Here is a 12365-nt window from a genome sequence, read left to right on the forward strand (position 1 = left end):
GGCCCGCCCGCCGACCGTCCGGGCAGACGGTCGGAGGCCCCCGGCGGAACGAGGGCCTCCGGTCCACTCTCCCCGCCCGGACCCGGGTCAGCACCTCGGCGGCGGGCCGCGCGCCGGCGCGCACTACGCTGGGCCGGGAGATGAGACGCAAGAACCGCCACCCGGCCTCCCCCCTCCCGCAGCGCCGCGGCGTCGACCCGGTGCACCTCCGGCTGCCGCTCGAAGGCCCCTGGCCGACGGTGCGCGACCACCTGGTGGACCGGCTGCCCGCCGTCCCCGCCGAGCGGATCGACGCGGCCCTGCGGGACGGCGAGATCGTCGGCGAGCACGGCCCGATCGCCCCGGCGGAGCCGTTCCGTCCCGGTGCCCACCTCTGGTTCCACCGGGACCTGCCCGAGGAGGTGCGCGTCCCGTTCGAGCTGGTCGTGCTGCACCGCGACGAGCACCTGGTGGTCGTCGACAAGCCGCACTTCCTGGCCACCACGCCGCGCGGCCGGCACGTGGCCGAGACGGCGCTGTCCCGGCTGCGGCACAGCCTCGACCTGCCCGCGCTCAGCCCCGCCCACCGCCTGGACCGGCTCACCGCGGGCCTGGCCATGTTCGTCGTCCGCCCGGAGGACCGCGGCGCCTACCAGACGCTGTTCCGGGACCGCCTGGTGCGCAAGGAGTACCAGGCGATCGCCGGGTACGACCCGGAGCTGAGCCTGCCGCGGACCGTGCGCAGCCACATCGTCAAGGAGCGCGGGGTGATCGCCGCGCGGGAGCTCGACGCCCCGCCGAACAGCGAGAGCCGGATCGACCTGCTGGAGCGCCGCGACGGCCTCGCCCGCTACCGGCTGCGGCCGCTGAGCGGGCGCACCCACCAGCTGCGGCTGCACATGTGCGGCCTCGGCCTGCCGATCCTCGGCGACCCGGTCTATCCGGTGGTGCTGCCCGAGCCGGCCCCGGACGACTTCCGCGGCCCGCTGCAGCTGCTCGCCTCGACCGTCGAGTTCACCGATCCGCTGACCGGCCGCGAGCGCCGCTTCGAGACCCGCCGCACCCTGGCCGCCTGGACGGACCCCGAAGGCTGGGCCGAAGGCGCGGTGTGACGGCGCGGGCGGGCCGGGGTCCGGACGGCGTTCACGCGGGCGGGGCGATCCCCGGAGGCAGCTCCAGCTCGAACCAGACCACCTTGCCGTCCCCGGTCCGGCGGCTGCCCCAGCGGTGTGCGAGCTCGTTGACCAGGTGGATGCCCCGGCCGCCCTCGTCCTCGCCGCGGGCGCGGCGGATCCGCGGCACCTCGGGCTCAAGGTCGGCGACCTCGACGGTGAGCACCCGGTTGCAGTACAGCCGTAGCTGGGTGGGCGATCCGGCGTGCACCAGGGCGTTGGTGATCAGCTCGCTGGTGAGCAGCTCGGCCCAGTCGGCGAGCGCGTCGAGCCCCCAGTCGGCCAGCGTCTCGCGGGTGAAGCGGCGGGAGTGGGCGACCATGGCGCGGTCTCCGGTGAGCGGGAGGATGGCGATCCGGTCCGCGCCCCGCGGGCGGACCTGCGCCATGATGACGGCGATGTCGTCCTCGCCGGTGGTCTCGGTGAGCCGGCTCAGGACGGCCTCGCAGGTCTGCTCCAGCGAGCCGCGCCGGTCGGCGACGGTCCGGCAGAGCAACTCCAGCCCCTCGTCCAGGTCCTGGCCCCGGCGCTCGACCAGGCCGTCCGTGTAGAGCGTGAGGATGCCCTCCTCGGGGAGGGTGAACTCGGCGCTCTCGAAGGGGACTCCGCCCACCCCGAGCGGAGTGCCGGAGGGCAGCTCGACCAGGTGCGCCCGCCCCTCGGTGTCGGCGACCACGGGCGGCAGGTGCCCGGCGCTGGCCGCGGTGCAGCGGCGGTCCACCGGGTCGTACACCACGCAGACGCAGGTGGCGAACTGGCCCTCGCCGACCGTCGCGGCGGCCTCGTCCAGCCGGTACAGCACCCGCGCCGGGTCCAGGTCCAGGGTGATCAACGTCCGTGCGGCCGTGCGGAGTTGGCCCATGGTGGCGGCGGCCCGGATGCCGTGGCCCATCACGTCGCCGACGATCAGCGCGACCCGCCCGGAGGACAGCGGCACCACGTCGAACCAGTCGCCGCCGACCTCGCTGACCACACTGCTCGGCAGGTAGCGGTAGGCGAGGTCCAGCCCGAGGGTGCGGTGCACCTCCTGCGGCAGCAGACTGCGCTGGAGGGTGAGCGCGGTGTCCCGCTCGCGGCGGTAGAGCCGGCCGTTGTCGATCGCCAGCGCGGTGCGGGCGGCCAGCTCCTCGGCCAGCGAGCGGTCCGCCGAACCGAACGGCACCGGGTTGCGGGTGCGGACGAACTCCGCGCCGCCCAGCACGTGTCCGCGCGCCACCAGCGGCACCATCAGGTACGAGTGCACCCCGGAGTCCAGGCTCGGCTGCACCCGGTCGGGCGAGGCGACGATCCGGCGCAGTTCCTCCTCGGTCACCTCGGCGACCAGGATCGAACGCCGGGTGCGCAGGCTCTGCGCGTACAGCTCGGCCGACTGCGAGGTCTCGCCCACCTCGTCGGCCGCCCCCTGCATGGTGCCGTCCGGGCCGACGTCGCCGACCGCGACCGCCCGCATCAGTATCGGGCCCTCCGCCGGGACGGCCCCGGGCTCCTCTCCGCTGAGCACCGCCTCGCGCAGGTCCACGGTGACGAAGTCGGCGAAGCGCGGGATCACCACCTCCACCAACTCCCGTGCGGTGCGGTGCAGATCGAGCGTGGTGCCGATCCGGTTGCTGGCGTCGTTCAGCAGTGACAGCCGCTGCTGGGCGGCCCACGCCTCGTCCAGCGCCTGCTGCCGGGCGGCGGCCGCGTCGCGCTCCCGGGTGAACAGCAGCGCGTTGTCGATCGAGACGGCCGCCCGCACGGCCAACTCCCCGGCCAGCGCCACGTCGTCGTCCTCGTACGGGCGCTCGATGAGGGTGCGGTAGAAGCCCGCCACGCCGATCGGGGTGCCGCGCGCGATCAGCGGGACCACCATGAACGACCGCACGTTCTGCTCCCGGACGGCGGCCTGGCGCACCGGGTCGTCGGCGAACCAGGCCATGCCCTTCTCGTCCATCCGCCGCACCAGCACCGGCTCGCGGTGCGCCAGGCACCACGCGTACGGCGAACCGGGCAGGAAGCGGTGCAGGTTGCCGGCGCGGTCGATCGGAGCCAGGGTCGAGCCGCGCACCGAGTGGAAGGCCATCCGGCGCAGCAGCGCCGAACCGTCCACCGGGGCGGTCGCCTCGCGCTCGCCGCGGACCAGATCCTCCAGCACCTCCACCACCACCGTGTCGGCCAGCCTCGGCGTGGCCACCTCGGCCAGCTCCTGGGCGGTCTGGGCGAGATCGAGCGTGGTGCCGATCCGGGCGGAGGCCGCGTTGACCAGCGCCAGGCGCTCCTGCGCGGCCCTGGCCTCGCGCAGTGCCTGCTGCCGGGCCAGCGCGGTCTGGTGCTGGCGCAGGTACAGCCGGGCGTTGTCCAGCGCGACGGCCGCGCGCGAGGCCAGCTCGTCGCCGAGCGTGATGTCGGCCGCCGCGAAGGACTCCCGGGCGCCGCGCCGGGAGTACACCACCATGCCGAGCGTCGTGCCGCGCGCCACCAGCGGGGTGATCCGCACCGAGCGCGGGCGGTCGCCGAAGAAGTCCTGGCGGCGGCTCTCGTTGAGGCGCTCGCTCAGCGCCGGCAGCTCCCAGGACGGCACCACCACCGTGCGCCCGCCGGTCAGTGCCCGGGCGTACGGGGAATCCGGCGGCAGCTCGTACACGGCGTCCACCGGCAGCGCCTCGGCCGGGTACTGCGCGTCGTCGGAGGCGATCGCCAGGCGGCGCACCAGCAGCGGGGCGTCGGGCGGGGGCGGCTCGACGTTCCGGCCGGCCACCAGCTCCTCCAGCCCGAACACCGCGCTGATGTCGGCGACCCTGGGCACCATCGTGTCGACCAGCTCCCGGGCGGTCCGCCGCAGGTCCAGCGTGGTGCCGATCGAGGCGGTCGCGTCGACCAGCAGGGACAGCCGCTCCTGGGCGCGGGCCGCCCGGGCGTCGGCGTGGAACCGCTCGGTGATGTCGATGACCGTGGCGCACACCCCGAGCACCCGGCCGCCGCGGTCCCGCAGCCGGAAGTAGGAGGTCGACCAGGCGTGGTCGTGGTTCGGGTCGCCCGGGGTGCGGCCGTGCGCGAGGTCGTCCACCACCGGCTCGCCGCTCTCCAGCACCCGGCGCATCACCTCCTCGGACTCGGGGCCGTTGATCCCGGGCAGCACCTCGGAGAGCCGTCGGCCCAGCGGCTCCTCGACGCCCAGGCCGTTCGCGTCCGCCAGCGCCCCGTTCAGCCGGACGAAGCGCAGGTCGGTGTCGAACACCGCCATGCCCACCGGGGACTGGGTGAAGAACCCGTCCAGGAGGGCCAGATCGGCCTGGAGCCGGTGCAGCGTGGTCACCTCGGAGGCGACCGCCAGCACCATCGGGGCGCCGCCGGGGCCGAGGATCGGATGGGTGCGGAACTCCAGGTCCACCAGGTGCCCGTCCCGGTGCCGGACCGGGAACACCCCGGACCACGACCGGCCCGCCAGGATCTGCCGGAACAGCTGGAGCACTTCGGGCCGGTGCTCGTCGGAGGTCAGCAGCGTCGCCGCCTTCGCCCCCACGGCCTCCCGCGCGGGGTGTCCGAGCAACGCCTCCGCGTCACCGCTCCAGTGCAGGATGCGTCCGTCGGCGTCGATCAGCGCCGTGGCGATCGGCACCATCAGCAGGGCGTCCTGCCGAGGCTGCCCCGCGCGCCGCGCGTAGTCGTCCACCATGGCCAGAGAACCGTCCCAGAAACCGTCCGGAGATCGTTCCCACCAGCCCTGCCATCTTCGCACGCGCTCCCGGGCGGCCGCTCACCGTGGCGGCGGCCGCCCCCGGGCGGCCGCCCCGGTCACTGCCCGGGTGGCCGGGTCGGGTGGCCGGGTCGGGTGGGGCTGCCGGCTGAGGAGCGTCGGCGGCCCCAGGCCGGGGACCGCGGTCAGGGTGTGAACCGCACCTCCGGGTTGGCGGCGCTCGGCCCGTCGAGCAGGGGCTGCGGGACGCCCTTCAGCTGGAGGTCGAAGAAGGCCCCGACGTACTGCCGGGTGAGCTCGACGGCGCGCCGGCTTCCGATGGTGGTGTACGGGCCCTTGGGGAGGCCGAGCCCGTCGATGAAGACCGGGAGGTCGGTGAAGCTGCCGTGGTCGGAGCCGTCGACGGTCAGCTGGCGCTTCCAGCCGTCCAGCCGGGCCCAGCTCGTGACCCAGGACGAGTCCTCACCGCCCTCGGACAGCGGGTGGCCGATCATCATGAACGGTTTGCCCTTGAGGCCGGACTCGGGCACCAGGTAGTGCATGGTGCCGTCCATGTTCACCCCGGCGCGGATCCGGTCGTCGGTGAGCAGGGCCGGGACGGTGGAGGCGCCACCGGCGGAGTGCCCGGCCATGCCGATCCGGTCGCGGTCGATCAGCCGGGCGTAGCGCCAGGCCGGGTGCGGGCGGTCGGTCAGCCGGTCGATGACGAAGGAGACGTCCTTCGCCCGGCCCGCCTCCAGGCGTGCCGCGCCCGCGTCGCCGTCGACCGCGCCGCACGCCGCGCAGGGGAGCGTCCGCCCGTCGGGGAAGGTGGTTCCGGTGTTCTCGTAGGTGTGGTCGATCACCGCGACGACGTAGCCGCGGCTGGTCAGGTCCTCGGCGAGGCCGCTGAGCGTGGCGCGCGGCATGGTGAAGCCGGGCGACAGCACCACCAGCGGATAGTGGCCGCCCTGCGGACGCGCCCCGGACTCCGCCCACGTCCGGGCGCCGGAGACCGCCTCGGTCGGGATGGTGTTGCCCGGCACCTTTCCGTCCAGCAGCGCCCGGGCGGCGGCGGGCGTCATGTACGGGGCGGGGGTGCCCGTCCCGGCGTGCGCGGGGTAGTACATCGAGACCATCAGCTGACGCGGACCGGAGGAGGGCACCCACGGGTCCGGACGGTCCTGGTCCACCAGGTGCAGGACCTCCTGTCCGACCGCGTACGGCCCGGTCGGACGGGGGAGTTCGATCCGGGCGGTGGCCCGGGTGGCCGGGTCGGCGGGACCGGCGCCGGAGTTGACGGGCGGCGCGGCCAGGGCGGGCGCGGCGGCGGCGACGGACAGCGGCAGTGCGAGCAGCAGGGCCGCCGCGGCGGCGGTCGTACGGAGTCGGCTCATACCAGCGACGGTAGGCGTGGGAAAGGGAACTGACGTCCGCTCAGCGGCGTACTGATCCCTTCCGGGACGGGCCCGTGACGCCCCTTAGGGGTCGGCCTCGGGAGGACGCGCGAGGGCCCGCCCGACGGCCGTCAACCGGCGGCAGCCGTCCGCAGGTCCTCCAGGAAGTCCGCGGCCGCACGGGCGTTGGGCACCGGGAGGACGAGCGGCAGACCGGCCGAGTGGGTCCGGATCTCCAACTCGCCGAGGCCGGACGCCCGGACCGAGCGCACCTCCGTCCAGCGGTGGGCCTCCGCCGCGGCGAGCGGGTGCGGCGGCCGGTGCACCAGCCCGCCGGCCGTCACCGTCAGCCGCCCCCGGACGAAGCGCACGCTCCCCTCGGTGCGCAGCGTCTCGTGCAGCGCGGCCCGGAGCCCGGGGGAGAGGCGCTCCTCCAGCTCCCGGAACAGCTCGCCCAGGCCGCGCAGCTGCGCCAGCACCAGTGGCTCGTCCGCGCCCGCCGGCCATATTCGCCCGTGCTCGGGCACCCCGCGCGCCCCGCCGGGGGAGTACTCGGTGGCCTCCACGGCGCACCAGGGCAGCGCCCGCTCCCCGCCGTCGGCCGAGACCAGCACCAGGCCGCCCTCGTGGACCCGTACGGACCGCAGCCCGGGCGTCGGGCGCAGCCGCTCGTACCCGCTGACCACCACCACCGCGGCGGCGGCCAGCACGGGCGAGGGCCACCACCCGCGCAGTGCCACGCAGACCGCCACCGAGACGACCACCCCGCAGGAGTGCAGCCACACCCGCGCCGACCAGGACAGCGGCCGGTACCGCCGGTGCACCCGCACCACCGGGCCGAGCCGCCCGGCGGCACCGGGCGCACCGGCCGGGCGGGCAGAGCCGGTCGAATCGACAGAGCCGGCCGACCCGGCCGACCGCACACGCGTCGGCGACCACGTCACCGCCATGTCGGCCCCCTCTCACTCGGCGGTTCTCCCCATCGGAACCGCGACTGCCGGATCCCCAGCATCAACCGCTCGTCGCCTCCGGCGACAGTGCCAATCGGCACCTTTTGGCCTGAAACGACCCCGCCATCATCGCGCCCCGGCCGAGGCCTCCCACCACCGGGGTGGGCGAACCGGAGAGCACGGAGGAGGGCCCCTCACCCCGTCGTCGCGAACCCGTTCTGCAGCCTGCGCAGCAGCGCCGTGCCCGCCGGATCGGCCGACCGGCGGGTGTTGACCAGCACCACCGCGCCCACCCGCTTCTCCGGGTCGAAGGCCACGAACGAACGGAACCCGCCGGTGCCGCCGTTGTGCCAGATCTGGAGGTGCCCGCCCTGCTGGGTGTGCAGCCGGTGCCCGAGCCAGCCCAGGTGCGTCCAGGCGAACGGGTTGACCCGGTGGCGGGTCTCCCGGGTGAGGGCGATCGCCGGCGACAGCGGCGCGTCCGGCTCGCGTTCGGCGGCCAGCTGGGCCCGCAGGAACACCACCAGATCGGCGGCGGTCGACCGGAGCCCGCCCATGCCGGGCAGGGCCGCGAAGTTCCAGGCCGGCACCGGCCGGCCGCCCGGCGTGTGCCCCTGCGCCAGCCGCGCGGACCGTTCCTCGTCCGGCCGGACACAGGTGTCCGCCAGGCCCAGCGGCGCACAGACCTCGCGCGCCACCAACTCCTCGTACCCGACGCCGGACCGCTGCGCGAGGGCCAGGCCGAGCAGGCCCGCACCGAGGTTGGAGTAGCGGAATCCCCGCCCGGGCGCGGACCGCAGCCGCGTCCGCGCGAGCCCGTCGAGCACCCGCTCGGCGGTGCAATCGGCGTACGGATCGGTCGTGTTGGGCGACAGCAGCGACCGTACCGCCATGCCCCGGGGCAGCCGGGGGAGCCCCGAGGTGTGGGTGGCGAGGTGCCGCAGGGTGATCGGCTCCGGGCCCCTGGCCGGGACGGCGCCACGACCGCGCGCGGGCCCGGCGACCGGCCCGGTGAGCAGCTCGGCGAGCGGCTCGTCCAGCCGGACCGCACCGTCCAGGGCCAGCCGCGCGAGCACGAGCGAGGTGAACACCTTGGTGACGGAACCTATCTCGAACAGCGTGCGCGGTCCGGGCACCCCACCGCCCGGACCGGTCCGCCCGGCGCCGCGGATCTCCACGTCGCCGCCGGCCAGCCCGGCGACCACCGCACCGGTGTGGCGGCCCGCGAGCCGGTCGGCCGTCTCTTGCACGAGGCAGGCGAGTTCGTTCATGGTCGCGAGCCTAGGTGTCCCCACCGGCCGGATCGTCCGCCCGGAAAACGATTTCGGCCCCCGCCGATGCTCCCGTGGAGGTACGCCGCGCCGCTCCCGCAGGGGTACGTCAACCGCCGCGCTCAGTACTCCAGTGCCGCCCTGAGCCGGTCCGCGACCTCCGCCGCCCCCGCCTCGTCCGGATACCGCCGCCGCGGCCAGAAGAACCCGCGCAGCCCGTCCTTCGGATTGCGCGGCACCACGTGGACGTGCAGGTGCGGCACCGACTGGCTGATCCGGTTGTTCGCCGCCACGAAGCTGCCCGCCGCGCCCAGCCCGCGCTCGACGGCCGTCGCCACCCGCTGCACCCGAAGGAAGAACGGCCCCACCTCGGCGGCCGGCAGGTCGGCCAGGGTCGGGTGGTGGGCGCGCGGCACGACCAGCACGTGCCCGGGGAACAGCGGTCGGCGGTCCAGGAAGGCCACCGCCGTCTCGTCGTCCAGCACCAGGTGCGCCGGCTCCTCGCCCGCCACCACCGCACAGAAGACGCAGTCCATCCGTCCATTCAAACCACCGGCCGGCGCTCCCGGCGCGCCGGCAAACCCCGGGGGATCCGGCTTCACCCGTCCGGCTCCCGCCCGGGTGCGGCCGGCCCCGTCCGGGGCGCACGGTGGCGCCGGGGGCAGGACGGCGGGCGCATCGAGCGCTCGGCGAGGAGGCCCCGCGAGGAGGTGGCCCGGATGGCGGGCAAGTTCGAGGTCTATCAGGACGCCGGTGGCAAGTACCGGTTCCGGCTCAAGGCGGGCAACGGCGAGATCGTCGCCACCGGCCAGGGCTACGCCAGCAAGGACGCCGCCCACAAGGGCGTCGAGGCGGTCCAGCGGGCCGCCGACGGCGCGTCCGTGGAGGACCTTCCCAAGGCGGCCTGAGCACCGAGCCGCCCGCACACGCCGCCCGGCGGCCACCGCCCGGCGACCACCGCCTGGCGACCGGTCCACCCGGACCGGCCGCCGGGCGGTGCCCCGCAGCGCGCGGGGCTCCGCGGGCCGGCCCCCGGCCTCACTCGTACCGGTACAGCAGGGCCTCCCGCTCGGTCTGCTCGATCATCTCCACGGTCAGCGACTCGTCCCGCAGGTGCGCGAGGGTGACCTCCGCCGAGCTCGGCTGCGCGTCCTTCGCGAGCCAGTTCTCCGGCTTCCACGCCGAGGAGCGCAGGAAGGCCTTCGGGCAGTGCCCGTACACCTCCTCGACGGCGACCACGATCGCGCTGCGCGGCGGCTTGCCGACGGCGGTCAGCTGCCGCAGCAGCTCCGGGTCGGTCGAGACGCAGGCCCGCCCGTTGACCCGCAGCGTGGTGTCCCGGCCCGGGACGACGAAGAGCAGTCCGACCCGGCCGGTCTCCAGGATGTTGTGCAGGGTGTCCAGGCGCTTGTTGCCGGTGGCGTCCGGAATGGCCAGGGTGTACGCGTCGAGCACCGAGACCAGCCCGGCCGGCCCGCCGCGCGGGGAGACGTCGCAGCGTCCGGCGGCGTCCGTGCTGGCCACGAACACCAGCGGGGAGCAGGCGATCAGGCGCTGGGCGACCTCGTGCAGGTGGTCCACCACCTTGCGGCGGGCCTGGTCGCTCGGCTGCTCGTAGATCTCCCGCAGTCGGGCGGGATCGCTGAGCGCGCCCGCGCGCAGGGCGTCGAACAGACTGCCCGGCGGCTCCGGCGCGGTGGTTGACGAAACGACAGATTCCGGTGTGGTCGTCATACCGGGAATGTAGCCGAGGCCGCTCGGCGCCCCCCGCCCCCGCAGCCCCGCAGCCCGCCGTGAAATTCCGCCGCCACCCCTCCCCACCAGCGGTTTCGCGCTCATAATGGGGGCCAGGGAGCACTGGGACAAGGCCCGCCAGGCCCCCGGGAGGTGGTGGTCGTGATCGTCAGAATCTGGACCGGGCAGGTCCTGGCCGGTCGCCTCGAGGAGTTCTGCGCGCACCTGGCCGCCCAGGTGATCCCGCAGCTCGGGCGGACCGACGGGTGCCTCGGCGGCGAACTGCTGCGCCCGGTGTCCGAGGAGGGGCACCGGGTGCTGGTGGTGAGCCGCTGGCGCGACGAGGAGGCGCTGCGCGGGTACGCGGGGCCGATGTGGCGGATCCGGCCGGTCTGGTCGGAGGGGGAGCTGAGCTACCTCGCCCACCCGCCGGAGGTCAGCCACTTCCTGCAGATCACCACACCGGCCGCGCTCTGAGCCACGGGCCCGCGGCGACAGCGGCCACCCGGCCCCGCATCGACGGCGGCCGGAGCCTCACACCGACAGCGGCACCGGGTGGATCTCGTCCGCCGGGTGCCCGGTGCGGCTGTGGACCCGCTGCACGGCCTCCTTGGACGGCGCGTCGGAGAGGCAGTACACCGTGCCCGACTCCGGGTCCGCCCAGGCCTGCTCGAACTGGACGCCCTCCTCGCCCTGGACCGCCAGGTCGGCCGCGTGGGCCTGCCTGAGCTGCTCGGCCGTGATCCCGGCCATCCCGTGGTGGACGTCCATGAACTTCGACATCGCCCTCGCCTCCGTAGCCTCGGTGTGTCATCGGCAGGGCCCCGTCTTCCAGCCTCACCCCCGCGGTCCGCCTCCGCCACCAGACCGCGCCGCCCGCGCCCGCGTCCGACCGGACCGGACCGGACCGGTCCGTCCGTCCCGACCGGGCCGTTCGCCCACGCCCGCGGACCGGAGCACGCGCCGGCCGACCGGAGCCCGCGCCCGGCGGTCGGCACCCCGCCGCGCATTCCCCGCCCGCCCGTGAAACAGACCACAGCCGCGGGGTCTCCCTGCCGTTGCGCCGACCGTGGCACAATGACGGCATCAAGCAGTGACGTTCAGCGCACTCCGGGGTCGGTGAAAATCCGAACCGGCGGTTACAGTCCGCGACCCGTCCGCAGCCAGCGGCCGGTTGACCAGGTGAAATTCCTGGACCGACGGTTAAAGTCCGGATGGGAGGCGTGCGCGGGCGGACGAAGAGCAGTACCCGTGGGTCCAGTGGCGCAGAGCCGTCTTCCGGGCCCCGGTCAGGTGAACGACGGGAGCACTGTCTCCCGTGTCGGGCGAGTGATCTCCCGGCGGCCTCGGCATCCCCGGCGACGGGTGTGTCCCGTGGTCCGTACACCGGTGCCCGTCCGTGTCATCTCCCCTGCCGCCCCGGAGTCCGCGCCCCAAGCGCGAGGAGAACCCGGGTGTTCACCGGCATCATCGAAGAGCTCGGCGAGGTCGTGTCGATCCAGGAGATCGGCGACTCCTCGCGGATCCGCCTGCGCGGCCCGGTGGTCTGTACGGGTGCCCGGCACGGAGACTCCATCGCGGTCAACGGCGTGTGCCTGACCGTCGTCGACAGCCCGGCGGAACTGGCCGCCGGCACCGGTGAGTTCAGCGCCGACGTGATGGCCGAGACGCTGCACCGCTCCAGCCTCGGCGAACTGGCGCCCGGCTCCCGGGTCAATCTGGAGCGCGCCATGGCGCTCGGCGCCCGGCTGGGCGGTCACCTCGTCCAGGGCCATGTCGACGCCACCGGGCGGCTGTTGAGCCGCGAGCCCGGCGAGCGCGACGCGGCGGGCAACCTGCGCTGGGAGGTGCTGCGGTTCTCGCTGCCCGACACCATCTCCCGCTACCTGGTGGAGAAGGGCTCGATCACGGTCGACGGCGTCAGCCTCACCGTGGTGGAGGCCGCGAAGGACAGCTTCACCGTCAGCCTCATCCCGGCCACCCTCGCGCTGACCACGCTCGGTGCCAAGGCGGTCGGGGAGAGCGTCAACCTGGAGGTGGACGTGCTGGCGAAGTACGTCGAGCGCCTCCTGGAGTCCCGCGCCCTCCCGAACCTCCCGAACCTGACCGACCTGTCCGACCCGTCCAACCTGTCCGACCCGTCCGCCCTTCCGGTCGACGGCACCCCGGGGGAGTCCAAGTGAGCTGGCTCAGCGGCGAGGCGTTCA

The 12365-nt window shown here is 74.8% G+C and carries 11 protein-coding genes and 1 riboswitch; of the genes, 4 read left to right on the plus strand and 7 right to left on the minus strand.

Features of this window, described 5'->3' with window-relative positions:
- Positions 1-140: 140 nt before the first annotated feature.
- Positions 141-1091 carry a pseudouridine synthase gene (locus ACFWP2_RS18075; protein WP_380452318.1) on the plus strand — a complete coding sequence of 317 codons (951 nt, stop codon included), beginning with the start codon at positions 141-143 and terminating at the stop codon, positions 1089-1091.
- A 31-nt stretch (positions 1092-1122) separates the two neighbouring features.
- Here the strand turns inward: ACFWP2_RS18075 and ACFWP2_RS18080 are convergent, their stop codons facing one another.
- From ACFWP2_RS18080 to ACFWP2_RS18100, 5 genes are all read right to left on the minus strand, one after another.
- Positions 1123-4806, minus strand: a complete 3684-nt coding sequence (locus ACFWP2_RS18080; protein ID WP_380452320.1) for a SpoIIE family protein phosphatase — start codon at positions 4804-4806, stop codon at positions 1123-1125.
- Between the two features lie 206 nt (positions 4807-5012).
- On the minus strand, positions 5013-6203 hold the full coding sequence (locus tag ACFWP2_RS18085) for an alpha/beta hydrolase family protein (RefSeq protein WP_380452323.1): 1191 nt from the start codon (positions 6201-6203) through the stop codon (positions 5013-5015).
- A 131-nt stretch (positions 6204-6334) separates the two neighbouring features.
- Positions 6335-7153: a hypothetical protein gene (locus ACFWP2_RS18090; RefSeq protein ID WP_380452325.1), complete on the minus strand. Its 819-nt coding sequence runs from the start codon at positions 7151-7153 to the stop codon at positions 6335-6337.
- Positions 7154-7347: 194 nt separating this feature from the next.
- Entirely contained in the window at positions 7348-8424 is a 1077-nt protein-coding gene (locus tag ACFWP2_RS18095; RefSeq protein WP_380452327.1) for a serine hydrolase domain-containing protein, read from the minus strand.
- A 122-nt stretch (positions 8425-8546) separates the two neighbouring features.
- Complete coding sequence (locus tag ACFWP2_RS18100) at positions 8547-8960, minus strand: HIT family protein (protein ID WP_380452330.1); 414 nt, start codon at positions 8958-8960, stop codon at positions 8547-8549.
- Between the two features lie 183 nt (positions 8961-9143).
- On the opposite strand from ACFWP2_RS18100, the gene ACFWP2_RS18105 reads away from it, so the two are divergent.
- Positions 9144-9332 (plus strand): YegP family protein, encoded by a 189-nt coding sequence (locus ACFWP2_RS18105; RefSeq protein ID WP_380452332.1) that lies wholly within the window; start codon positions 9144-9146, stop codon positions 9330-9332.
- Positions 9333-9462: 130 nt separating this feature from the next.
- On the opposite strand, the gene ACFWP2_RS18110 is transcribed toward ACFWP2_RS18105, so the two are convergent.
- Complete coding sequence (locus ACFWP2_RS18110) at positions 9463-10158, minus strand: MSMEG_1061 family FMN-dependent PPOX-type flavoprotein (RefSeq protein WP_380452334.1); 696 nt, start codon at positions 10156-10158, stop codon at positions 9463-9465.
- Between the two features lie 162 nt (positions 10159-10320).
- Here ACFWP2_RS18110 and ACFWP2_RS18115 point away from each other — a divergent pair, with 162 nt between their 5' ends.
- Complete coding sequence (locus ACFWP2_RS18115) at positions 10321-10635, plus strand: antibiotic biosynthesis monooxygenase family protein (RefSeq protein WP_380452337.1); 315 nt, start codon at positions 10321-10323, stop codon at positions 10633-10635.
- A gap of 57 nt (positions 10636-10692) precedes the next feature.
- Here the strand turns inward: ACFWP2_RS18115 and ACFWP2_RS18120 are convergent, their stop codons facing one another.
- A complete protein-coding gene (locus tag ACFWP2_RS18120) occupies positions 10693-10941 on the minus strand; it encodes an SCO4226 family nickel-binding protein (RefSeq protein WP_380452339.1) in 249 nt (82 codons plus the stop codon).
- Positions 10942-11260: 319 nt separating this feature from the next.
- A riboswitch (FMN riboswitch) is annotated at positions 11261-11388 on the plus strand.
- Between the two features lie 224 nt (positions 11389-11612).
- On the opposite strand from ACFWP2_RS18120, the gene ACFWP2_RS18125 reads away from it, so the two are divergent.
- Positions 11613-12341, plus strand: a complete 729-nt coding sequence (locus ACFWP2_RS18125; protein WP_380452341.1) for a riboflavin synthase — start codon at positions 11613-11615, stop codon at positions 12339-12341.
- Positions 12342-12365 lie beyond the last annotated feature (24 nt).

Source organism: Kitasatospora sp. NPDC058444 (assembly GCF_042721415.1).
Lineage (GTDB): Bacteria > Actinomycetota > Actinomycetes > Streptomycetales > Streptomycetaceae > Kitasatospora.

Excerpts from the sequence above, each read along its gene's own strand:
- ACFWP2_RS18075 (WP_380452318.1), top strand. The coding sequence starts at position 141 with ATGAGACGCAAGAACCGCCACCCGGCCTCCCCCCTCCCGCAGCGCCGC.
- ACFWP2_RS18080 (WP_380452320.1), bottom strand. The coding sequence starts at position 4,806 with ATGGTGGACGACTACGCGCGGCGCGCGGGGCAGCCTCGGCAGGACGCC.
- ACFWP2_RS18085 (WP_380452323.1), bottom strand. The coding sequence starts at position 6,203 with ATGAGCCGACTCCGTACGACCGCCGCCGCGGCGGCCCTGCTGCTCGCA.
- ACFWP2_RS18090 (WP_380452325.1), bottom strand. The coding sequence starts at position 7,153 with ATGGCGGTGACGTGGTCGCCGACGCGTGTGCGGTCGGCCGGGTCGGCC.
- ACFWP2_RS18095 (WP_380452327.1), bottom strand. The coding sequence starts at position 8,424 with ATGAACGAACTCGCCTGCCTCGTGCAAGAGACGGCCGACCGGCTCGCG.
- ACFWP2_RS18100 (WP_380452330.1), bottom strand. The coding sequence starts at position 8,960 with ATGGACTGCGTCTTCTGTGCGGTGGTGGCGGGCGAGGAGCCGGCGCAC.
- ACFWP2_RS18105 (WP_380452332.1), top strand. The coding sequence starts at position 9,144 with ATGGCGGGCAAGTTCGAGGTCTATCAGGACGCCGGTGGCAAGTACCGG.
- ACFWP2_RS18110 (WP_380452334.1), bottom strand. The coding sequence starts at position 10,158 with ATGACGACCACACCGGAATCTGTCGTTTCGTCAACCACCGCGCCGGAG.
- ACFWP2_RS18120 (WP_380452339.1), bottom strand. The coding sequence starts at position 10,941 with ATGTCGAAGTTCATGGACGTCCACCACGGGATGGCCGGGATCACGGCC.